Below are 21,638 nucleotides of genomic sequence, written 5' to 3'. Positions count from 1 at the left end.
CAAGGACCGCCACGCGGCGGGTGCGCCGCCGCGCCCACAAAATGAGGCATGACACGTGAGATTCCATTCGATCCGGCAGGTGAGTGCAGCGGGGCGCAAGGGCGTGGGTGCGCGGCATTGCGCGTATGTGGGCGCAGCGCTTCTCGCCGCGCTGGGGCACTGCGCGTACGCAGCGCCTGGCGACCTGGCCGGCGCGTTCGCGCAATTGGGGGCCGGGCGCGTGGAATCGCGAACTGTGTCGCTGGCCGATCTCGGCGTGCGCGATCCGGTCGTGCTGCGCGCGCCCGACGCGATTCAGGAACTCTATCTGCCGGTGCCCGCGGGCTTGCCGATCAGCAACGCAACGCTGCAGCTCGACGCGAATTATCTGCGCGGCAACGGCGGACGCACGACCTTCCTGCTCTCGCTCGACGGCTCGCCCGTACAGGTGCGCAACGTCACCGACGCGCAGGGCGACGGGTCGCTCAGCATCGGCGTGGATGGCGCACCGCGCCCCTCGGGTTTCGTGCGCGTGGGGCTGCAATGGTCGTCGGTTCTCAATGACAACGTTTGCACGGACCAGACGGCCATCGGCAATGTCTGGAAGGTCGCGCCCACCACGCGCCTCACGTATCAGTTCGACACCTCGGCCGTGAACGACGTGCGCACCGCGTGGAGCGCGCTGCCTGCGAAACCGGTGGTGCTCGTGAGCGGCGGCAAGCTCGACGCCGCGGCTTATGACGTCGCGTGGCGGCTCGAAGCGCTGTTGATGCGCGGCGGTGCGACACCCGTCACGACGCGCATGCCTGCGGTGGGCGACACCGTGAATCTCGGCACCGTGCAAGTACCGGCTGCGCTGCAGGCGGTGCCCGCTTTCGCCGCGCTCGCAGCGGGCGGCTCGCACAAGATCGCGAATCCCGCCGAACTGGGCGCGCTCATCGCGCTTGCGCCGGCGGGCGCTTTCGCGCCCAACGTCGTGGTCGCCGACGACGCACTGCGCGCGCAGGCGGGTGCAGCGCTCGACGCGTTGCGCGGCGAAGTGCTGGCCGTTTCCGCCGATGCCGCGAGCGCCTTCGATGCATGGCGCACGCATTCCGGCGGTGCGCTTGCCACGCCATTAGAGAAGGGCGAGCTGCGCCTCGCGCATCTGGGCGGCCTGCCCACCGTGGTGGTCGGCGACGACACCGGCGTGAGCGCGCTTTCGCGCACGTGGAGCGGGATCGACGTGTCGCGCAGGCTCGTCGTGCACGAGCTGGCTGCGTCGCCGAACCTGAGCGCAGGAGGCACGAGCGACCGGATCGCACTGTCGCTGATCGGGGGCACGCCGAGAACGGTAGATGTGCTAACGAGCGCGGCATGGGACGCCAACTTCGATCTTGCAGCCGTCTCGGGCGATGGACGCATTCCGCGCCGCGTCGTCCTCGACCTGGCTGCCGCGCCTGCAGCGGACCGCAATGGCCAGACGGCGTCGATTTTCTTCAACGGCGTGCTGATCGGCTCGCATCTGCTCGACACCGACGGTCATGCGCAACGTGTGAGCGCGGACATTCCCGTCTATGCGCTCGGCACCACGAATACGCTGCGCGTGTTGTTCCAGCGCCAGCCGGCGGGCGGCTGCCGCCCGCGCGAGCAGGGCTATCCCGCGGCCGTGCTGCCGGGTAGCCATCTGGTCGTCGGCCAGGGGCCGCTCGGCGAAAACTTCACGGGCATGGTGGCGCGCTTCTCGCGCACGGCGGACGTGCTCGTGCCCGACGCCTATCTGGCCGACCCGGTAACGACGCTGCCGCGCGTGGCACGGCTTGCGAACGCGGCGGGCGTCGCGCCCACGCGCGCGACGCTTCAGGTGGTGCCGAACGGTCAGAGCGCGCAACCAAAAGACGCCTTTCTCGCCGCCGATGTCGCGCTCGACAGCGAAGCGGCACATGCGAGCTTCGCAGATGGCCGCCTCACGCTCAAGGCGCGCGGCGGCTCGATGCTCGCCGACATGTCGGGTCTCGCGAATCTCGGGCTGATTCAGGTGGTGCGCGCCGGCACGACGCCCGGCGTCGTGTACCGAAGCGTGGGCAATGCCCCCGTTCTGCCGCCGGGCATGCAGTTGCAGCAGGGCGACGTGGCCATCGTCGACGCGAGCGGCGTGCTCAAGACCTTCGACACGCAGTATCCAGGCGGCGTGCCGCCGAACGACGATCAACGCGGTTGGCTCACGCGGCACTGGGCGGGGTGGGGCGTGCCGAGCATCGCCACCGCGGTGCTGGTGTTGCTGCTGCTCGCCGCGGGCTTCGCGCGCAAGCGGGCGCGGGCGAGGACGGCGGCGGCCGCCGCGGCGCGCGCGGCGCAGGAAAGCGTCGAAAACCCGGACAACACGCAGAGCGGATCGTGAGCACGCACGCCATCGACTGGTGGCTCAACTACTACGCCGGCCGCTATTACGAGGGCATGGAGTATCTCGCGGCGGTGGTGGCGGTGGTGATCCTGCTATCGAGCATCGACGATCTTTTCATCGACGCTTGGTACTGGGTTCGCCGGGTTATCCGCCATTTCACGATCGAGCGCCGCTATGAGCCGTTGCGCGCCGAGCAGCTCTACACGCGCGAGCAGCAGCCGCTGGCGATCATGGTGCCCGCCTGGCGCGAGGAGGATGTGATCGCCTCGATGGTGACCGACCTCGTGCGTGTGCTCGACTACAAGAACTATGTCGTGTTCGCCGGCACCTACCAGAACGATGCGGCGACCATTGCTGAAGTCGAGCGCATGCGGCGGCGCTACAAGCAGCTGCACCGCGTGGAGGTGCCGCACGACGGTCCCACCTGCAAGGCCGATTGCCTGAACTGGATCGTGCAGGCGATCTTTCGCATGGAGAAGGAAACCGGCATCGAATTCGCGGGCGTGATCCTGCACGACAGCGAAGACGTGCTGCATCCGCTCGAGTTGCGCTTCTTCAACTATCTGTTGCCGCGCAAGGACATGATCCAGTTGCCAGTGGCTTCGCTCGAGCGCGAATGGTACGAACTCGTTGCGGGCACGTATATGGATGAGTTCGCCGAGTGGCATGCAAAGGATCTCGTGGTGCGCGAGAGCCTGGCCGGCACGGTGCCGTCGGCGGGTGTGGGCACGTGCTTTTCGCGCCGCGCGCTGGCCGGGCTCGCGGAGCAGACGCAGAATCAGCCCTTCAATACAGAAACGCTGACCGAAGACTACGACGTGGGCGAGCGCCTGGGCCGCATGGGCATGCATTCGATCTTTGCGCGCTTTCCCGTGGAGTTCGCCACGCGGCGCAAGTCGTGGTTCGGCTTCGGGCCCGAGCGCGACGTCACGCTGACCATGCCGCTGTGCGTGCGCGAGTTCTTTCCCGATACGTTTCGGACCGCTTACCGTCAACGCGCGCGCTGGACGCTCGGCATCGGCCTGCAGGGCTGGGAGCAAACAGGCTGGGTCGGCACGCTCGCCAACCGCTATCTGCTTGCGCGGGACCGCAAGGGCATCGTCACGGCGTTCGTCGGCATCATTGCTTATGTGCTGCTCGCGCAGTTCCTGCTCTTTGCGTACGCCGAGTTCCTTGGCATCCGGCCTGATCTCATCGCGTCGCCGTTCGCGAATTCGCGCTTTCTGACCATCGTGCTGTGGGCCAACGGTGTCGCATTGCTGCTGCGCGTGATCCAGCGCGTGTACTTCGTTTCGCGGCTGTACGGCTGGGAGCATGGCGTGCTTTCGGTGCCGCGCATGGTGATCGGCAACTTCGTGAACTTCATGGCGGTCTCGCGCGCGTGGAAGATGTATCTCGCGTATCTCGTCACCGGCAAGCGGCTCGTGTGGGACAAGACCATGCACGACTTCCCCTCGTCGGACGGCTTTACGGATCGCAAGCAGCGTCTTGGCGAGCTGTTGCTTTCCTGGCAGGCGATCGGGCCGAAGGAACTGGAGCAGGCGCTAGCGGAAGAGCACGCGCATGAAGCGCCGCTCGGGCGCGTGCTGATGGCGCACGGCTGGCTCGATGAAGAAACGCTCGCAGAGGCCATCGCGTTCCAGGCAGACCTGCCGCGCGGCCGGCTCGATCACGAGCGGCTCACGCGCTACGCGGGCGATGTGCCGCTCGAACTCGCGGTGCGCTACCGCGTGCTGCCGCAAGGCGACGACGGCAAGGGGCACGAGGTGCTGCTAAGCGCGAGTCCGCTCGTGCAAGCGTCGCTCGCGGAACTGCAGGCCCAATGCGCGTTGCCGATCGTGCAGCGCATCGTGCGCGAGGGCGAGGTGGCGGACGGCTTGCGCCTGTTGCGCGGCGTGCCGCCGGTGCAGGTGCGCGAAGCGCATGAAGCGAAGGCGAGCGCCGAGGCACGCGGCGCCGCCGCGCCGGGCGTTCCGCTGCTAGGCGATCTGCTGATCGAACGCGGTGCGGTAAAGCGCGCCGCGTTCGAAGGCGCGCTGCAACGCTACCGGCCGGCCGAGCACGGGCGCATCGGCGATTTCATGGTCGAGCAGGGCGTGATCACTCGGGATGCGCTGGCTGCGGCGATCGCGGAGCAGCAACGTTTGCGCACCGAAGGCGCCGCTACGCCATGAGACGGACTCCGAAGCATGTCGCGGCAAGGCGATTTTCGCGCGGTAATACGAACGTGCCGCGAGCGTTGCTGCTCGTCGCGTTGTGGGGTGCGCTCGCAGGCGCGGGCCGCGCCCATGCCCAGGCGCTGCCGCAAGGCACGCAGCCTTTGCCGCTGAGCGGCGCGGCTTATCGCGTCGCCCAGCAAGGCTACGAAGCCTTCGCACGCCACGACTACGCGGGGGCCGAGCGCTACGCGCGCGAGGCGATCCGTCAACGGCCCGATCTCGCTTCGCTGCGTTTGTTGCTTGCCAATTCGCAGGCGGCGCGCGGACAGTGGCGCGAGGCGGGCCGCACGCTGTCCGACGCGATCGCGCAGATCGGTCCCGACGCGACGCTCACGGCACGGCGCCGCGAGGTCGATGTGCAGGTGGCGGCACTGGCGCGGCCAGGCGCAGCAACAGGTGGCGCTCGCCCGGCGCGCCCGGCGCCGCCGCCGGGCTCCGGTCCGCCCGACTATCTGACCGGCCGGGCATGGCAGCTTGCTCAGGATGCCTACAAATCATACGGCGCGAAGCAATACGACGCCGCCTGGCGCGAGGCGAACGCCGTGATCGCGTTGCGGCCGGACATATTACGTCTGCACCTGCTCGCCATCGACGCCGCCTCGGCGGGCGGCCACGACCGCGAAGCCTGGCAGGCGGCGCAGGAAGTGCAGCGGCGTTTCGGCGACAGCCAGGCGTTGCGCGAGCGCCGCACGCAGATCGGCGCGCGACTCGCGCCCACGGCGGTGCAAGCGGCGCAGGCCGCGCGCAGGCGCGGCGACAACGCGCAGGCGATCGCGCTCATGCGCGAGGCGATCGGCTACGCGCCAATGCAGCTTGGCAACTGGCTGTTGCTCTGCCAGATGCTGCTCGAACAGAACGACATGGCCGGCCTCGAGACCGCGGCGGGCGATGCGATTGCATCGGGCGCCACGCCGACTCTCATGCCGTACGTGTTGCGCGGCTATGCGCGTGCGGCACAGGGCAGGGCGGCACAGGCCGATGAGGATTTCGCGCAGGCGCTGCTGAGCGAAGGCGCGTCGGTGCGTGACGAGCGGGTGGCGCACGCGATCATCGCCGATGTGTGGACGGCCGAAGGCCAGCCTCAGCGCGCGCTCGATCTGCTCGCCACGCTGCCGCCCGTTGGCGACGACACCGACGCGCTGATCGCCATGCGCCGCTACTACGCGCGCGCGGCGCTCGCACAGACTGCCGGTCCATCCACGCCCGGCGAGCGTGTTGCCACGGCGGCGCGCCCGGTGCTCGATTGCACGATCGACCAGTACGGCAGCGCCTGCGATGTGTACGCAGCCGATCCCGGCTTCGCTGACCGGCGCGCCGCGATCGTCGCAGCGCAAAGCGGCGATCAGGCGGCCGCGCTCGCAGCGCAGCGCCGGGCCGTCGCCGCAGACCCGCGCAATCCGCAGCATCGGCTCGAACTGATCGATGCGCTCACCGCCGCAGGCGACACGGAGGGTGCAAAGCGCGAAGCACGTGCGATGGCCGACGCGGGCCTGCTCGACGCGCTGCCGCCGCTTTCCGCGGCGTACCTGGCGCAACGCGCAGGAGAGGACCGCCGCGCCGCCACGTATTTCGCGCGCGCCGACGAAGCCGGGCAGTTGCCGCCGCAGGCTGCCGGCGATGCTGGCTACAGCGCGTATCGCGCGAATTTCGACGCGCTGGCCTCAAGCTATTTCAAACGCGCGATCGACTACGGCACCTCGCCGCCGCCCGGTGTTGCGCCCGCCACGTTGGTGCAGCTGCAGGACCTGCGCAACGCGCACGCGGACGTCACGCGCGACTGGGGCGCCATCGCCGCGGTCAACTATCGCGGCTCGGGCCTGCAGCCCGGCGTGTCGACGGGTGAAGTGCCAGGCTCGTACAACAACTGGCAGATGGGCCTCGAAGGATACTGGCGTCCGTTCGGCGCGCTCGGCGACCGCAACTTCGAGGTCTACGCGCGCGTGTATCAGGACGTCGGCGCGAAGGGCGACGCGCCTAGCGGCATCTCCACGGCGCTCGGGGCGATCGGTGCGCGTGCGAAGCCGTTCGAATCGATCAACGCGGTTATCGCGTTCGAGCGGCTCATTCCCATTGGCTCGCGCGCGCCTTCCGACTGGCTGCTGCGCCTGGCTTACTCGGGTGGCATCGGCACCGAGCGGCGGCTCGACGTGCCGTCGTGGTGGACGGTGCAAGACTACGGCGAAGTGGGCCATTACGTGAGCAACGGCTGGAACTATGGCACTGGCTATATCGAGGCGGGCCGCACTTGGCGGCTCGATACCATCAGCCCGAAGCTCACGGTCTTTCCATACGCGGTGGCCGGCGTGGATTACGATTCGAGCATCAACCACAGCGTGCCGGTGGGGATGGGGGTGGGCGTTTCCACACGCTACTGGTTCCGCGACAGCTTCTACGATATGCCGCGCTCGTATGTCGACGTGACAGTGCAATACCGTTGGCGTCTATCGGGCGACGACCGGGCGGGCGGCGTGTTCTTCGGCGCCGTGCTTTCTTATTGAGGAAACCTGATGATCGTGCGAAGAACGGCCCATGGCAATGCGGGCCACGCGGCACAAGCCGCACGAAAGCGTTCGTGCGTCGTGCGGCGCTGCGTGCGTCTGGCAGGCGCGGCACTGTGCGCGCTGGCTGCTGCAGGTTGCACGCTGCAGGTTCCCGCACACGCCGATGCGCTCGCGCAAGGCATCGTCTGGCAGCCCGATAACGACCATCTCGACCTGCGCGGCGACTGGGACCGGTTAGGCGTGAACGAGCTGCTGGTGCAATGGATCGCCGTGGACGACGTCGCGTTCATGGCGGGCGCGGGCATTCCCGCGCCGCGCGTGCCCGACTGGGTGCGCATTGCCAATGAACCATGGGCGCGCGGCGTGATCGTCGGGCTTGCGGGCTATTCGGACGAGAAGAAAGCGCGCGAGAACCTCGAAACGCTGGTCGACCGATCGCTGAAGCTCGCGGCCGTGCGGCCGCCGGTGCACATCACGGGCTGGTATTTCCCCGTCGAAGTCGATCCCACCTGGGCCGACGCGCCACGTATGGCGCCGCTGCTGGAAAAGCTGCCGCATCCGTTGTGGATCAGCGTGTACGACACCAGCAACATGGGCGGCGAGGCGCTGGCGAAATGGCTCGACACCTGGCTGCCGAAAGATGTCGGCGTGCTGCTGCAGGACGGCTGCGGTGTTTATGCGCGCGGCCCGGCGGCGGCGCGCGAATACGCGGACGCCTTATCGGCGCATCTGGGCCACAAGCGCGTGCGCATCATTGCGGAGGCGTTCCGCCCCAAGCAGGGTGGGGGCTTTCGTGCAGCCACGGCCGCGGAACTCGCGCCGCAGCTCGAGGCTTATCACGGTTATCGCGTGTATCTCTTCGACGGGCCGCACTATATGTCGCCGGAACTCGTCGAGGGCCTGCTGCAGCAGAAGGCGAAGGGCGCCGCGCAGTAGCGGCGCATGCGCCGATCGCCAACCGTGTGCTTAGTGGGCGCGCGTGTTAGCGCAATTGCGCAAAGGCGATCAACAGCACCATGCCGCCGATGGCGCCGTCGAGCACGCGCCACGCACTCGCACGCCGGAACAGCGGCGCGAGCGCACGCGCGCCGTAGCCTAGCGCGACGAACCATACCGCGCTCACGCACATGGCGCCGATCGCAAAGGCGAGACGGCTGCCCTGCGGTTCGCGCGCGCCGGCCGTGCCGATCAGCAGGAAGGTGTCGAGATACACGTGCGGATTGAGCCAGGTGAACGCGAGCGTCATGAGGATGATCGGCCACGCGCGCTGCTCGGGCGCATCCGTCGCGGCATGGCTTTCCAGCACCGCGTGCGAAGGGCGCACCGCGCGCCGCAGTGCGCCAATGCCGAACCACACGAGCCAGGCAAGCCCCACATACAGCACGACGTGCACGAAAGTCGGATAGCGCTCGACGAGCGCCGAGGCGCCGCCCACCCCCGCGCCGATCAGCACGAAGTCGGACAGCGTGCAAAGCAGGACGATCTTGCCGACGTGCGAGCGCAGGATGCCCTGACGCAGTACGAACGCATTCTGTGCGCCGATCGTGACGATGAGCGAGGCGCAAAGCGCCGCGCCGTGAGTGAAAGCGAGCCAGTTCATGACGGTTGCGGGCAAAGTGGGAGCGCGGGCGGCGCGGTGCGCGGCGCCTGCGATCGTTGGACATCGACAGGGAATGGCGCTAGTCTGCCGCCATGAGTTGCATAAGAACAGCTCATTTTCATTAACCGGATTAAGGAACGCTAATGCTCGACTATGCCTTGCTCGATGCGCTCGCCGCCGTCGTGCGGCATGGTTCGTTCGATCGTGCCGCGGGCGCGCTCAACGTCACGCCGTCGGCGGTCTCGCAGCGCGTGAAGCTGCTGGAGGAGCGCGTGGGCACCGTGCTCGTGAAACGCGGCCAGCCTTGCGTCGCGACGGCTTCGGGTGCGCTGCTGTGCCGTCACACGGAGCGCGTGCAGTTGCTCGAGGCGGAGTTGGGCGGGGCGATGCCGACCTTCACGAGCGCGCTGGGGGCAGCGCGGCCGACGCTGCGGGTGGCGGTGAACGACGACAGCGTGGGCACCTGGTTCATCGACGCCGTGGCCGCCTTCTGCGTTGAGCGCGGCATTCTGCTCGATCTCGTGATCGACGACCAGGATCACACCGCGCAACGCATGCGCGACGGCAGCGTGCAAGGCGCCGTCACGACGCAGGCCGAGCCCGTGCAGGGCTGCCGCTCCACACGCCTTGGCCGCATGCGCTATCTCGCGGTGTGCTCGCCGGCGTTCTTCGAGCAGTATTTCGCGCAGGGCGTGACGCGCGACACGCTGCGCCGCGCGCCGTGCGTCGAGTTCAATCCCAAGGATCAGTTGCAAAAGCGCTTCATTCGCCGCATCACGCGTGCGCAGATCGATGCGCCGCTGCACTGGATTCCGCATGTGGCCGGTTTTCTGCGCTGCTGCCTGAATGGTCTGGGCTGGGGCATGTGCCCCGAGCGCATGATCGCGCCGCATCTCGCGCGCGGCGAACTCGTTGAGCTCACGCCGGGCCGGGCGCTCGACGTCGAACTCTACTGGCAGAGCTGGCGGCTTTCCATTGGCTGGCTCGATGACTTCGGCGCGATGCTCAGGGTACGCGCGGGCGAATTTCTCGATCAGGGCCGCGTCACCTGAGGCGAAACCAGGACGCACCTAAGACGCACCTAAGACGCACCGCGCGATATCTTCATTCGTTTGTCTTTAACCGCGGATTCAATGGTGGTTTAGTGTGCATTCTTTCGGTGCAGATGACGGTGCTTGTAACATCACCGCTTTGTTGCTATTCGTATGGTGCGCATCGCACAATGACAGGATTGACAGGTAGCAAAGCCGCTAAAGGAATATTCAAAATCCATTAATTGCTATTCCGAATAGTGGAATGTCTCGATATTCGATGCACAGGATGATGCAAGCTTCGTGCGAGAATATTACGGTCAATAGACTGACGTTTAGTATGTGATATGTCTGATGCACCTATGTCGAATAGGGCATTGCGTTTCATTGATCGGTCACGTGTCGTGTGTAAGAGTGGAGCCGGTGTGTTCCGCGTATCGGCCGTCAGACGGGCACTGGGCGGGCGTTTCGGGCGGCATGCGTCCATGGGGCGCAGCGGGCGCTGTAACAATTCAGTTATGTTCGAAAGTCACGCCGCTAGTGACATCAAGCCAGAAACCGGTTATTTTTTCCGCAGTGGGATTGTTAAGTATCATCAAATCGGCAAAAAAGTTCACGGATGTAAAGAAACCAACATTGGAGGCTTACAGTCGGAACTGAAAGCTCCGCCATCTCGTTTTTTGCGTTTGGCATTATCGTGTGAAAATTGCGTTTTTCCTGTGGATTGCGAGTTGGACACGCTATAATCCGGACGTGGCAGAGTGCTTATTCGACCGGCATATTTGAATCGTTTCCACGTGCACGAGGTGCATTATGACGAAATTAGATACCGGCAGCGTTTGGCAACAAACCATTGACCTTCTGTCCGCGGCTTCCGAGCCGCTAAGCCTGGACAGCGAATTCGAAGGCGGCAGAAGCTGCAAACCGGTACCCATCACACGCGGCGCTTCGGAGGCGGCCAACCGGCGGCGCGCCACCGTGCGTTCGTGGGACGCGCAGGGCATTACCTTGATCCGGCGGCATGATCCGGACAGCATCACCGTTTGCTGGAGCGACGCCACCTATGGCCGGTACTCCGACCAGTTGTGGCGGGTTTGCACAGCGCGCCGCAGCGCCGTTTGCGCACTGACCGGCGAGAAGATCCGCCGCGGCGACGCGGTGTTCCGGCCGAGCCCGAATCGCCGTCATCGTCCGGCCAACGCCGACGCGATGATCCTCGCGAGCAAGCTCGACAACCTTCCCAACGCCGTCGTCGCGGCGCGTCTGGACGAGGCACTGGCCGCCTGAGCGGCTGCACGGGCGTACCGGTCGCCCGCGCGGGTTTGCGAGGTTTGCCTCTTTCTTGCCACCGTCATGAATTTGCACGAACCGGCGCCCTGAGGGCGCCGGTTTTCGTGCGTCCCGACAAAAGCGGGTTGCCACCGTCCGCCGGGGCAGGCGCAACCGGCGCCCGCTGCGGCGGCGCACCGCTCAAACCGTGGCGTCGCGGGCGTTTTCTTCTTCGAGCGCGTCGCGCGTCTCGGGCATCGCAAGCCAGACCATCAGCACCGCAGCGGCGCCCGCGCTCGCGAGCGCGAGGAAACTCACCGTATTGCCCAGGTGGTCGGCGATAAAGCCGGCAAGCGCCGTCGAGAGCGTGGCCCCAATCCCCGCCGAAAGTCCGAAGAGCCCGATACAAAGGTTGTAGCGGCCCTTGCCGCCCGCCACGTCGGCGGCGATGAGCGGCAGCATCACGCCGAACACGGCGGCCGAAAGGCCGTCGAGCATCTGCACCGGCACGAGGAAGTACGGGTTGCCGACGGCCGCGAACAGGAGCGCCCGCAGCGGGAGCGCACAAAAGCCGAGAATCAGCACGGGGCGGCGCCCCCAGGCCTGGGCGGTGCGGCCCACCCACGGCGACATCAGCGCGACGATGGCCTGAGGCACGATGATGCACGCCGCGATCACGAGCTGAACGTTGTCGCCCATGCCGGCTGTCACCTCGCCGGCGGCGAGGTTGAGCATCGCGGCGTTCGAGAGGTGGAACAGCACCACACAGGCCGCGAAGGTCAGCATGCGCCGGTCGCGCAGCAGGTCGAAAATCGTCTCGCGAGCTTCGCCCGAGCCCGCCGCGGCGCCAGCCTTGCCGGGCTTGGCCGCGGGTTTGGCGTAAGCGGCATTCTGGTCGTATTTGATCATCGCAAGTGCGACGAGCGCGGGCAGCGCGAGCGCGGCCGTCAGCCAGAACACGGAGCGCGGCGAGAAGTACTCGCCGCACAAGCCCATCAGCCCGGCGGCCACCGCGCTGCCGATCGAGGCCCAGCGCGCATTGCGGCCGAGCCGGTCGCCCAGGTTCTGCCGGCCCACCAGCGCGAGCGCGAGCGCCGCCATGGCTGGCACGAGCATGCAGCTGGCGAAGCCGTGGAACACCTCGGCGGCCATGACCGCCACGACGGTCGGGCTCGCGGCGAGCAGCACGGCAGAGACGATGATCGCGATGATCGCCCACGCGGCGGCTGCCTTCTTGTTGCGCAGGGCATCCACCGCTGCGCCGCCCGGCACCTGGCTCACCATCGCGCTGATCGTGCCCACCGAAAGGGCGAGGCCGATCTCGCCCTGCGTCCACTTGTGCGATGCCAGATACGACGCGATGAACGGTCCGAAGCCCGTCTGCACGTTCGCTACGAAGAAGTTCAGCCAGTCGAGCGCGCGCACGCTGCGCGGGTCTGGATTGGGTTGTTGCATGGTGCCGTCCGTCATTTGGCACCGTGGGCATTGGCTGCGGAGGCGACAGGCGATGCAGCGGGCGCGGCTTGGGCCGGCGGGGCGGCTTGTGCAGCCGGGGCGGCCGGGGGCGGAGGAGCCGCGGGCGTCACGGCGTGCACCGGCTGGTCGGGAGCGTAGGGCGGCGAGGCATCCACCTGCTGATCGCTCATTTCGAGCTGCGCCTCGAGCGCATTGTTCTTCGTGACGAAGCGCAGCGCGGACCAGTCGGCCGCGATCGTATGACGCTTCTCGAGCGTGCCGCTCACGTCGAGTACCACGGCCTGCGGGGCGGCGCTGCCGTCGAGCAGCACGTCCACCACGCGGCCCACCTTGGCGCCGTTGGCGCGCTCCACGTCCGCGTCGAGCATGGGCAGGCGCGTCGCGCTTGCCTCGGGGTTGCCGGGCTGCGGCGCACCGGCTTTGGGCCGGTCGGGCACCTGCAGCTGGCTCGCGGGCAGGGCGAGCGTGATGGCGGGCGTTTTTGCCTGGGTGTTCACGCGCACGCCGCTCCACGGGAAGTTGGCCTTGCGGTCACCAATGCCCATGAAGCCTTGCAGGTTCACCACGACGTCGACCGGCTTGCCGCCGGGGCCCGTGACCATGTCGACGGCACGGCCCACGACCTTGCCGTCGGTTTTTTGGACTTCGCTGTCGAGCAGCGTGCGGAAGGTGCCGCGCTCGAGTGTGCGTACCTGCACGAGCGGCGGCCGGGGCGGTGCCGGCGGGGCACTCGCGGGCGCGGGCGGCGGCGGCGCCGGACGGGGGCGGCGCACCAGCGCGGGCCGCGGCTTCTTCGGCGCAGGCCTCACTGTGCTCTCCGTTTCCGGCTCGCTCGCGGCCTCCGGCGCGGACGCGGCCTCGGGCTCGCTTGCGGCCGGCTCGGGCTCCGTGGCCACGGGCGCTTCCGGCTCGGGCGGCGGGGCCGGCCGGAACAGGCTGCAGCCCGAAAGCGTGAGCAGCATCAGCAGCGTCAGGGCGTACGGAAAGTGAAAAACAGGACGTGCGGAACGCAAGATGCCGCGTCTCATCTACTGAAACTCCTTGGAGCAGCCGGCGCGACGCGCGCGGCGGGGGGAAACCAGGTCGGGATGCGTGAGTGTAACCCGCGCGCCAGGCCGATCCGCTTAATGACGACGCGGTTGACGTGCCGCAAACGCCGCGCCGGGTGGCAGGAGGCCCGCTCGAGCCGTAGCGATGGCGATTCGTCGCGCCTTCGTCAGACGAAACAGGTCAGGCCGCCCTGAAAAGCGCCCGCGCCGCGTTCAGGGGCTTCCGGGTACGTCCAGGTGTAAACGCGGGGCCAGCCTGCGCGGCGCGCCCAGTACACGGGCATATAAGCATCGCGGCATGAACTCAATGCGACTCATGCGATGGGAGCGCATAACGTGTTCGCCTAACCTTCGCTCCATCCATAAAGAGATGTCAAAACGATGAGCGCCGGACGTTGAGCCAGGCGCCGGCAACGCGTCGACACAACTACATCATTCGAGACAAACCTGATGACGGATCGGCTGGTGAGCCGTGAACCGTTTCAGCATGCTGATAAAGGAGGCACTCACCATGATCGAACCCCACGCGCAGCCGCTTGCCGGCACGACCGCCGCCGAAGCCGAGCCCATCGAGTTGGGCGAGGCCTCGGGCTTCATCGACCGTTATTTCGACATTGCCGCGCGCGGCAGCTCGCTGCGCCAGGAGGCGATTGCGGGCGTCACGACCTTCCTCGCGATGGTCTATTCCGTATTCGTCGTGCCGGGCATGCTCGGCAAGGCGGGCTTCGACACCAGCGCCGTGTTCGTGGCCGTGTGCCTGACCACGGCGTTCGGCTCGCTGCTCATGGGCCTGTGGGCGCGCCTGCCGATCGCCATCGGCTGCGCCATCTCGCTCACGGCGTTCACGGCCTTCGGCCTCGTGCTCGGCAAGGGCTTGAAGCCGGAAGTGGCGCTCGGCGCGGTGTTCCTCATGGGCCTCGTGTTCACGGGCATTTCGGTGACGGGCGTGCGCTCGTGGATCCTGCGCAACCTCCCGCACGGCATTGCACATGGCACGGGCATCGGCATCGGCCTGTTCCTGCTGCTGATCGCCGCCAATGACGTGGGCCTCGTCGTCAAGAATCCGGGCGCGGGCCTGCCGGTCTCGCTCGGCCACATTACCTCGCTGCCCGTGATCCTTTCCGTGGTCGGCCTCGCCGCGATCTTCGGCCTCGTGCGCCGCCGCGTGCCGGGCTCGATCCTGATCGTGATCGTCGCGATCTCGGCGCTCGGTCTCGCCATCGACCCGGCCGTGAGCTTTCACGGCGTGTTCGCGTGGCCGTCGCTTTCGGCGCCGGGTCATGCCTCGCTGATTGGTGCGATGGATATCAAGGGCGCGCTCTCACTCGCCGTGCTGCCGAGCGTGCTGGCACTCGTGATGACGGCCGTGTTCGACGCGACCGGCACGATCCGCGCCGTGGCGGGGCAGGCCGGTCAACTCGACGCGAACGGACGTATCGTCAACGGCGGGCGGGCCCTGACGGCCGACTCGGTCAGCTCGATCTTCTCGGGCTTCCTGGGCGGCGCGCCGGCGGCGGCCTATATCGAATCGACGGTGGGTGTGGCCGCAGGCGCGAAGACGGGCCTCGCCGCCGCGACGGTGGGCGTGCTGTTCCTCGCGGTGATGTTCTTCGCGCCGCTCGCGGGCCTCGTGCCCTCGTACGCCACGGCGCCTGCGCTGATGTACGTGGGCCTCATGATGCTGTCGAGCGTGAGCCGCCTCGACATGGCCGATATGGTCGATGCGATGTCGGGCCTCGTGTGCGCTGTGTTCATCGTGCTCACGGCGAACATCGTCACGGGCATCATGCTGGGCTTCTGCACGCTCGTGATCGGCCGCGTGGTGAGCGGCGAGATCCGCAAGCTGAATGTGGGCACGGTGGTGATCGCCGGCGTGCTGGCCGCGTTCTACCTGGGCGGCTGGGCCATCTGATCACTGGATGACCCGGTCATTCGCCCGGCGGCCACGGCGGCCCGCCCGGGCGGCTGCACGGCCCGCGTCGCTTCACGGCGGCGCGGGCCGTGTGGCTTTCGGCGCGTGATGTTTTGGCGCGTTACTTCGGCAGCACGCTGTTACGCCCCTTGCCCGCGTTGCGTGGCTTGCGCGGTTTAGGCTCCACGCCGATGCGCGAGTCGCGCGCGAGGACAAGCGCGCTCAACGTCGCGGCGGTATCTTCGAAGGCCGCATCGGCTTGCGGCACATAAAGCCATTTGCCGAGCACGGGATGCGCTCGCAACGCCGGGATCGTTTCGATGAGCGACGCATGGTGCTCCCGCGACGTGCAGACGAGTACGCCGTTGAACGGCGCGTCGCGGTCGGCGGCCACGAGGCACAGCAGGCCGTCCAGATACGCGGCGTCGCAGCCGAACATGGGCTTGCAGAGGTAGCTGGGCTCGCGCTCGAAGGCGTCGAAGATCCAGAGCAGCGAGTTGCGGATTTTGGACGGCATGGCGTGACGTGGCAGAGATGGGGAAATGCGCGGCGCGGTGAAACGGCCATTCTAGTGGCGGCTGTGCAGTCGTGCGCACCGCCGCAGGTCCATGCCGACGCTTTCCTTGACATCGCGCGCTCGCCGTCTATGCTTAACCGCATGGTTAAGTATGAAGACGACACCCTCGACCGCACCTTCGCGGCGCTCGCCGATCCCACGCGGCGCGCGCTGCTCGCGCGCCTCGCGCAGCACGACGATCTTTCTGTGAGCGCGCTCGCGCAGCCGTTCGCGATGTCGCTGCCCGCGGTCATGAAGCATCTGGACGTACTCGCCCAGGCGGGCCTCGTCACGCGCGCGAAAACCGGCCGCACTGTGGCGTGCCGGCTCGCCGCGGGGCCGATGGAGGACGCGATGCAGTGGCTCGCGCACTATCAACGCTTCTGGAGCGAAACGCTCGATCGACTCGCCGCTTTCGTGGAGGAAGATGCATGTCTACCCAGCCCGCAGCCGGACCCGGCACCTGGCAAGCTCCAAGTCTCACCATCCGGCGGCGGCTCAACGCCACTGCCGCGAAGGTCTACGCCGCGTGGACGCAGCCGGCGCAACTGATGCGCTGGATGCAACCGCTCGACAACACTTGCATCCACGCTGAAGCGGATGTGCGCGTGGGCGGGCGATTTCGCGTGATCATGCGCGGCGCGAACGGCGAGGAGCACGACGTGAGCGGCACGTATCTCGAAGTCGTGCCGGACGAAAAGCTCGTATTTACGTGGGCGTGGCGCAGCACGCCGGAGCGCGAGTCGCTCGTCACGGTGACGCTGCGCGCCGATGGGGCCGCCACCGACCTCACGCTCAAACACGAACGTTTCTTCGACGAAGCGGCGCGCGATTCGCATAACGAGGGTTGGACAAGCGCGATCGATCACCTGGTGGCGCTGTTCGCCTGAACGGCGCGCATGTAACCGAAAGGAGGATTGGACGATGGAGACGCACAAGATCGTTTCGGAGGCCGAATGGCTCGAGGCCCGCAAGGCGTTGCTGGCAGAGGAGCGCGCATTCACGCATGCACGCGACGCGCTGGTGGCGAAGCGTCAGGCGCTGCCGTGGGTGAAAGTCGAGAAAACCTATACGTTCGACACGCCGCAAGGCTCGCGCACGCTTGCGGAGCTATTCGGGCCGCGCAGCCAGCTGGTCATTTACCACTTCATGCTCGGACCGGATTGGGAAGAGGGGTGCCCAGGCTGCTCGTTCCTCTCCGACCACGTGGACGGCATGCTGCCGCATCTGGAGCATCACGACGTGACCTACGTGGCCGTGTCGCGCGCGCCGCTCGCGAAGATCGAGGCGTTCAAGCGGCGCATGGGCTGGCGTTTTCCGTGGGTATCGTCGAATGCGAGCGACTTCAACTTCGACTATCACGTGTCGTTCAGCGAAGCCGACAAGGCGCGCGGCAAGGCAATCTACAACTACACCGAGCAGGAATACATGAGCGACGAACTGCCCGGCGTCAGCGCGTTCTATCGCGACGAAGCGGGCAACGTGTACCACACGTATTCGACATACGCGCGCGGCGGGGACATGCTGATCGGGACGTATGCGATGCTGGAACTCACCGCGAAGGGGCGCAACGAAGAGAAGGACATGCGCGAGTGGATGCGTCACCACGATCGCTATGAAGATGCGCCCGCGCAGTCATCGTGCTGTGCGCACGAGAGGCAGTAGTTGCCGCGCAATGAAGACAGACGGTTGTTAGTACAGCGAAAGGCTGCTGCGATGTCAGCGTAAGAAATGGGCTAGAGCGACATCTCGAACGCGGGGCGCAGCAGCACTTCGATCGCCATCACGATCAGTCCCATCGCGCCGGCGGCGAGCGTCAGCGTGCCATATTCGTCGTAGCGCGTGTCGTAGAGGCACGCGACGATGAACAGCACGGCCAGCAGATTGGTCAGCCAGTAGAAGTTCAGCGCGAGTAGCATCGGCGTATCCGGTGCCGGCGCGCAACGCGCCAGCGGCTAGTGCAAGACGCTCGGATTCTAGCGAATCGACCTTACGGATACGCAACAATAACGTGCTCTACAGCACTTATCTTTGCGGTTTTGGCATCTCTTTACGAATCCAGTCGGTGACCGAGGTGCGCTGCGGCTGCCAGCCGAGCAGCTTGCGGGCGCGCTCGCCGCGCACGCGGCTGTTCGAGCCGAGGCCGTACGACGCCATTTCGTAACCCCATTCCTCGATCGCCGCTTCGAGCGGCCAGTCCTGCGGTGCGCCGAGACCCATCACTTCGGCGAGCGCCGTGGTCATGTCGCGGAAATTCGCTTCGCCGCTTTCGACAAAGTAGAACGTGCCCGCCGGCGTGTTTTCGAGTGCGAGCCGATAGAGTTCGGCCACGTCGTCGACATGCACGTTCGACCAGATATTCAGGCCGCGCCCGACGTGGCGCATCACGCCACTCTTCTCCGCCTGACGGATGAGCCGCGGCAGTTGCACGCTTGCGGCGCCCGGCACGGCGCCCACGCCATAGATCAGCGTGTTGCACAGCACGGCGCTCTTCACGCCGCGCGCCGCCGCCGCGAGCACGAGATCGTCGATGGCCACGCGCGGCGCCTTGTCGGCGGTCGGCTCGGGCAGGGCGTCTTCGTAATAGATGCGATCGGTCGCTTCGCCGCCCGATGCGTCGCCCACGATGCTCGAGCCGCTCGTGTGCAGAAGCGTCTTGCCGGAGCCTGCGAGCGCGTCGATGAGCGCCTCGACCGCGCCGCGATGGTCGCTGCTGGCCGCGTTGATCACGGCGTCGGCGGCGCGTGCTTGCTCCATCAGCGTCGCACGGTCGTCGAGATCGCCCTGCACGGGTGTGATGCCGAGTTTTTCGAGGTCGGCGAACTGCTCGGGGCGGCGTACGAGGCCGCGCACCGTGTGGCCCGCGCGCACGAGATGCGCCGCGATCGTGCCGCCGATAAAACCGCCTGCGCCTGTCACGAATACTTTCATGGGTTGCTCCTGGTCCTGTGCTCGATTGCGATGGAAGTCAGTATCGGGGCATCCGGCGTTTGCAAAAACCGTGTTAGTCTCAAATGAATCTTGACTGCAAATCAACAATAGCAACGATGAAGACGTCGACCGACGAACTGCTCGTATTCGTCACCGTGATCGATGCGGGGTCGATCACCGCCGCCGCCGAAAAGCTCGAGCAAACCGTATCCGGCGTGAGCCGCGCGCTGACGCGGCTCGAAAAGCAACTGGGCGTCGCGTTGATTCTGCGCACCACGCGGCGCTTGCAGCTCACGGAAGAGGGCGAGCTGTTCCTCGATCGCGCCCGCGCCATTCTCGCGGCGATGGCCGATGCCGAAGAGGCCGTCACGCGCCACCGCGAGCGTCCTTCGGGGCGCTTGCGCGTGGATGCGGCCACGCCGTTCATGCTTCACTGCATCGTGCCGCACGTCGCGGCGTTTGCCGAGGCGTATCCCGAGATCGAACTCGAGCTCACGAATAACGAGCGCATCGTCGATTTGCTGGAGCAGCGCGTGGATATCGCCATTCGCATCGGCACGCTGCAGGACTCCACGCTGCACGCGCGCTCGCTCGGCACGAGCCGTTTGCGCATCGTCGCGAGTCCCGCCTATCTCGCGGCGCACGGCACGCCGCGCAGCGTGGCCGCGTTGCGCGAACATCGGCTGATCGGTTTTACGGCGCCCGCGCATCTGAACGGATGGCCGCTGCGTGCGGCCGGCGGCGACGAGGCGGGCGCGGCCGCAAGGACGCAAGAAGCCGAACCCGGCTACACCATCGCGCCCGCGCTTTCGGCGTCGAGCGGCGAGACCATACGCCAGCTCGCGCTCGCCGGAAGCGGCATCGCGTGCCTTTCCGACTTCCTCACCACGGCCGACCGTGGGGCGGGACGCCTCGTCACGGTGCTGGACGACGCGCTGATCGAATCGCGCCAGCCGATCCACGCCGTGTACTACCGCAGCGCGGCGCTTGCGGCGCGCGTGCAGTGCTTCCTCGCGTTTATTGGGGGCAGGCTGCAACTCGATGCGTGACGGTCGCTCGCGGTCTTCTCGTGGATAGTCCCAGGCCACAAGGGCCGCAAAGAGGAGTTGTATAGACAGGCGCGCCAGGCTAGACTTCGGCCACTTTCGCGACTTGTATAGACAGGATTCGACCATGCTCCCGACCCTTCGCCTTACGCCCGGCCATCTGACCCTGCCCCAACTGCGCCAGATCGCGCGCGAGGCAGTGCGGCTCGAGCTCGATCCGGCCAGCTTCGCGGCCATCGACGCCGGCGCGCGCGCCGTTGCCGAGATCACGGCGAAAGGTGAGCCCGCCTATGGCATCAATACGGGCTTCGGGCGTCTGGCGAGCACGCACATCCCGAGCGACCAGCTCGAACTGCTGCAGCGCAACCTGGTGCTTTCGCACGCCGTGGGCGTGGGCGAGCCGATGTCGCGTCCGGTCGTGCGCCTCCTGATGGCGCTGAAGCTCTCGAGCCTGGGCCGCGGCTACTCGGGCATCCGCCGCGAAGTGATGGACGCGCTCATCACGCTGTTCAACGCCGACGTGCTGCCGCTCATTCCCGTGAAGGGCTCGGTGGGCGCCTCGGGCGACCTCGCGCCGCTCGCGCATATGTCGGCGGTGCTGCTCGGCATTGGTGAAGTGTTCATCCGCGGCGAACGCGCGAGCGCCGAAGCGGGTCTGGCCGCCGCGGGCCTCAAGCCGCTCGCCCTGCAGGCAAAGGAAGGTCTTGCGCTGCTCAACGGCACGCAGGCATCCGCCGCGCTCGCCATCTACAACATGTTTGCGATCGAAGACCTGTACCGCACGGCGCTCGTGTCGGGCGCGCTCTGCGTGGATGCAGCGGCCGGCTCGGTCAAGCCGTTCGACGCGCGCATTCACGAACTGCGCGGCCATCGCGGCCAGATCGATGCAGCCGCGGCCTATCGCACGCTGCTCGAAGGCTCGGCGATCAATCTCTCGCACCGCGATTGCGGCAAGGTCCAGGACCCGTACTCGCTGCGCTGCCAGCCGCAGGTGATGGGCGCGTGTCTCGACCAGATGCGCCACGCGGCGCAGGTGCTGCTCATCGAGGCGAACGCGGTGTCGGACAATCCGCTGATCTTCCCGGAAACGAACGAAGTGCTCTCGGGCGGCAACTTCCACGCCGAGCCGGTGGCCTTCGCCGCCGACAATCTCGCGCTGGCCGCAGCCGAAATCGGTGCGCTCGCCGAGCGTCGCATCGCACTGCTGATCGACGCCACGCTGTCGGGCCTGCCGCCTTTCCTCGTGAAGGACGGCGGCGTGAACTCGGGCTTCATGATCGCGCACGTCACGGCCGCCGCACTCGCCTCGGAAAACAAGACGCTCGCGCATCCGGCCTCGGTCGATTCGCTGCCGACCTCGGCGAATCAGGAAGACCACGTTTCGATGGCGACGTTCGCCGCGCGCAAGCTCGCCGATATCGCCGACAACACGGCCAACATTCTCGCGATCGAGTTGCTCGCGGCAGCCCAGGGCGTGGACCTGCGCGCGCCGCACCACACGAGCCCGGCGCTCGCGCACGTGATGCAGTCGGTGCGCGCCGAAGTGCCGCATTACGATCTGGATCGTTACTTCGCGCCGGACATCGAAGCGATCACGCGTCTCGTGCAGAACGGCGCGATCGCTTCGCACAGCCCGCTCTCGTTCGAATCCGAGGCGCGCTAAGCCGCGTTGCTGCGGCACGGGCC

General features: G+C 67.0%; 18 protein-coding genes. 12 read left to right on the top strand and 6 right to left on the bottom strand.

All coding sequences use genetic code 11. The features are described 5' to 3' along the window. The first annotated feature begins 55 nt into the window (after positions 1-55). From U5A58_RS18815 to U5A58_RS18800, 4 genes are read left to right on the top strand one after another with little or no spacing between them, the layout of a single operon-like run. Positions 56-2,359: a cellulose synthase gene (locus U5A58_RS18815; RefSeq protein WP_321962585.1), complete on the top strand. Its 2,304-nt coding sequence runs from the start codon at positions 56-58 to the stop codon at positions 2,357-2,359. Then, complete coding sequence (locus U5A58_RS18810; RefSeq protein WP_321962584.1) at positions 2,356-4,536, top strand: glycosyl transferase family protein; 2,181 nt, start codon at positions 2,356-2,358, stop codon at positions 4,534-4,536. The genes U5A58_RS18815 and U5A58_RS18810 overlap by 4 nt, the downstream gene beginning before the upstream one ends. After that, complete coding sequence (locus tag U5A58_RS18805; protein WP_321962583.1) at positions 4,533-7,079, top strand: bacteriophage N4 adsorption protein A; 2,547 nt, start codon at positions 4,533-4,535, stop codon at positions 7,077-7,079. Before U5A58_RS18810 ends, U5A58_RS18805 begins: the two co-directional genes overlap by 4 nt. A gap of 9 nt (positions 7,080-7,088) precedes the next feature. Then, on the top strand, positions 7,089-8,018 hold the full coding sequence (locus U5A58_RS18800) for a hypothetical protein (RefSeq protein WP_321962582.1): 930 nt from the start codon (positions 7,089-7,091) through the stop codon (positions 8,016-8,018). Positions 8,019-8,064: 46 nt separating this feature from the next. Here U5A58_RS18800 and U5A58_RS18795 read toward each other — a convergent pair whose 3' ends face one another. Beyond that, entirely contained in the window at positions 8,065-8,682 is a 618-nt protein-coding gene (locus U5A58_RS18795) for a LysE/ArgO family amino acid transporter (RefSeq protein ID WP_321962581.1), read from the bottom strand. Positions 8,683-8,825: 143 nt separating this feature from the next. On the opposite strand from U5A58_RS18795, the gene U5A58_RS18790 reads away from it, so the two are divergent. Beyond that, positions 8,826-9,734, top strand: a complete 909-nt coding sequence (locus U5A58_RS18790) for a LysR family transcriptional regulator ArgP (protein ID WP_321962580.1) — start codon at positions 8,826-8,828, stop codon at positions 9,732-9,734. Positions 9,735-10,526: 792 nt separating this feature from the next. Further along, entirely contained in the window at positions 10,527-11,000 is a 474-nt protein-coding gene (locus tag U5A58_RS18785; protein ID WP_051482004.1) for a DUF3331 domain-containing protein, read from the top strand. Positions 11,001-11,183: 183 nt separating this feature from the next. Here the strand turns inward: U5A58_RS18785 and U5A58_RS18780 are convergent, their stop codons facing one another. Further along, positions 11,184-12,437, bottom strand: a complete 1,254-nt coding sequence (locus U5A58_RS18780) for an MFS transporter (protein WP_321912289.1) — start codon at positions 12,435-12,437, stop codon at positions 11,184-11,186. 11 nt (positions 12,438-12,448) lie between these two features. Beyond that, positions 12,449-13,486, bottom strand: a complete 1,038-nt coding sequence (locus tag U5A58_RS18775) for a PRC-barrel domain-containing protein (RefSeq protein ID WP_321962579.1) — start codon at positions 13,484-13,486, stop codon at positions 12,449-12,451. A 532-nt stretch (positions 13,487-14,018) separates the two neighbouring features. On the opposite strand from U5A58_RS18775, the gene U5A58_RS18770 reads away from it, so the two are divergent. Continuing rightward, positions 14,019-15,419 (top strand): NCS2 family permease, encoded by a 1,401-nt coding sequence (locus U5A58_RS18770; protein ID WP_321912285.1) that lies wholly within the window; start codon positions 14,019-14,021, stop codon positions 15,417-15,419. 121 nt (positions 15,420-15,540) lie between these two features. Here the strand turns inward: U5A58_RS18770 and U5A58_RS18765 are convergent, their stop codons facing one another. After that, entirely contained in the window at positions 15,541-15,936 is a 396-nt protein-coding gene (locus U5A58_RS18765; protein WP_321962578.1) for a hypothetical protein, read from the bottom strand. A 141-nt stretch (positions 15,937-16,077) separates the two neighbouring features. Here U5A58_RS18765 and U5A58_RS18760 point away from each other — a divergent pair, with 141 nt between their 5' ends. Genes U5A58_RS18760 through U5A58_RS18750 form a run of 3 tightly spaced genes read left to right on the top strand, consistent with a single transcriptional unit; the run spans position 16,078 to position 17,640 of the window. Beyond that, positions 16,078-16,527, top strand: coding sequence for a metalloregulator ArsR/SmtB family transcription factor (locus U5A58_RS18760; protein WP_321962577.1), 450 nt, complete (start codon positions 16,078-16,080; stop codon positions 16,525-16,527). After that, the gene (locus U5A58_RS18755; RefSeq protein WP_321962576.1) at positions 16,527-16,865 is read left to right on the top strand and encodes an SRPBCC family protein; all 339 of its coding nucleotides are present in this window, start codon (positions 16,527-16,529) and stop codon (positions 16,863-16,865) included. Before U5A58_RS18760 ends, U5A58_RS18755 begins: the two co-directional genes overlap by 1 nt. A 34-nt stretch (positions 16,866-16,899) precedes the next feature. Continuing rightward, positions 16,900-17,640 (top strand): thioredoxin family protein, encoded by a 741-nt coding sequence (locus tag U5A58_RS18750; RefSeq protein WP_321962575.1) that lies wholly within the window; start codon positions 16,900-16,902, stop codon positions 17,638-17,640. Positions 17,641-17,711: 71 nt separating this feature from the next. Here U5A58_RS18750 and U5A58_RS18745 read toward each other — a convergent pair whose 3' ends face one another. Further along, positions 17,712-17,894, bottom strand: coding sequence for a hypothetical protein (locus tag U5A58_RS18745; protein ID WP_028208331.1), 183 nt, complete (start codon positions 17,892-17,894; stop codon positions 17,712-17,714). A gap of 106 nt (positions 17,895-18,000) precedes the next feature. Next, positions 18,001-18,906, bottom strand: coding sequence for an NAD-dependent epimerase/dehydratase family protein (locus U5A58_RS18740; protein ID WP_321962574.1), 906 nt, complete (start codon positions 18,904-18,906; stop codon positions 18,001-18,003). 116 nt (positions 18,907-19,022) lie between these two features. Between U5A58_RS18740 and U5A58_RS18735 the strand changes: the two genes are divergently transcribed. Both U5A58_RS18735 and hutH read left to right on the top strand, forming a co-directional pair. Next, positions 19,023-19,955, top strand: a complete 933-nt coding sequence (locus U5A58_RS18735; protein WP_321962573.1) for a LysR family transcriptional regulator — start codon at positions 19,023-19,025, stop codon at positions 19,953-19,955. A gap of 124 nt (positions 19,956-20,079) precedes the next feature. After that, the gene (hutH, locus tag U5A58_RS18730; RefSeq protein WP_321949147.1) at positions 20,080-21,615 is read left to right on the top strand and encodes a histidine ammonia-lyase; all 1,536 of its coding nucleotides are present in this window, start codon (positions 20,080-20,082) and stop codon (positions 21,613-21,615) included. The last annotated feature ends 23 nt before the right edge of the window (positions 21,616-21,638 follow it).

Origin of the sequence: Paraburkholderia sp. J7, assembly GCF_905220155.1 — a bacterium.
Taxonomy (GTDB): Bacteria; Pseudomonadota; Gammaproteobacteria; order Burkholderiales; family Burkholderiaceae; genus Paraburkholderia.
This window is presented reverse-complemented; position numbering and strand designations above follow the sequence as displayed.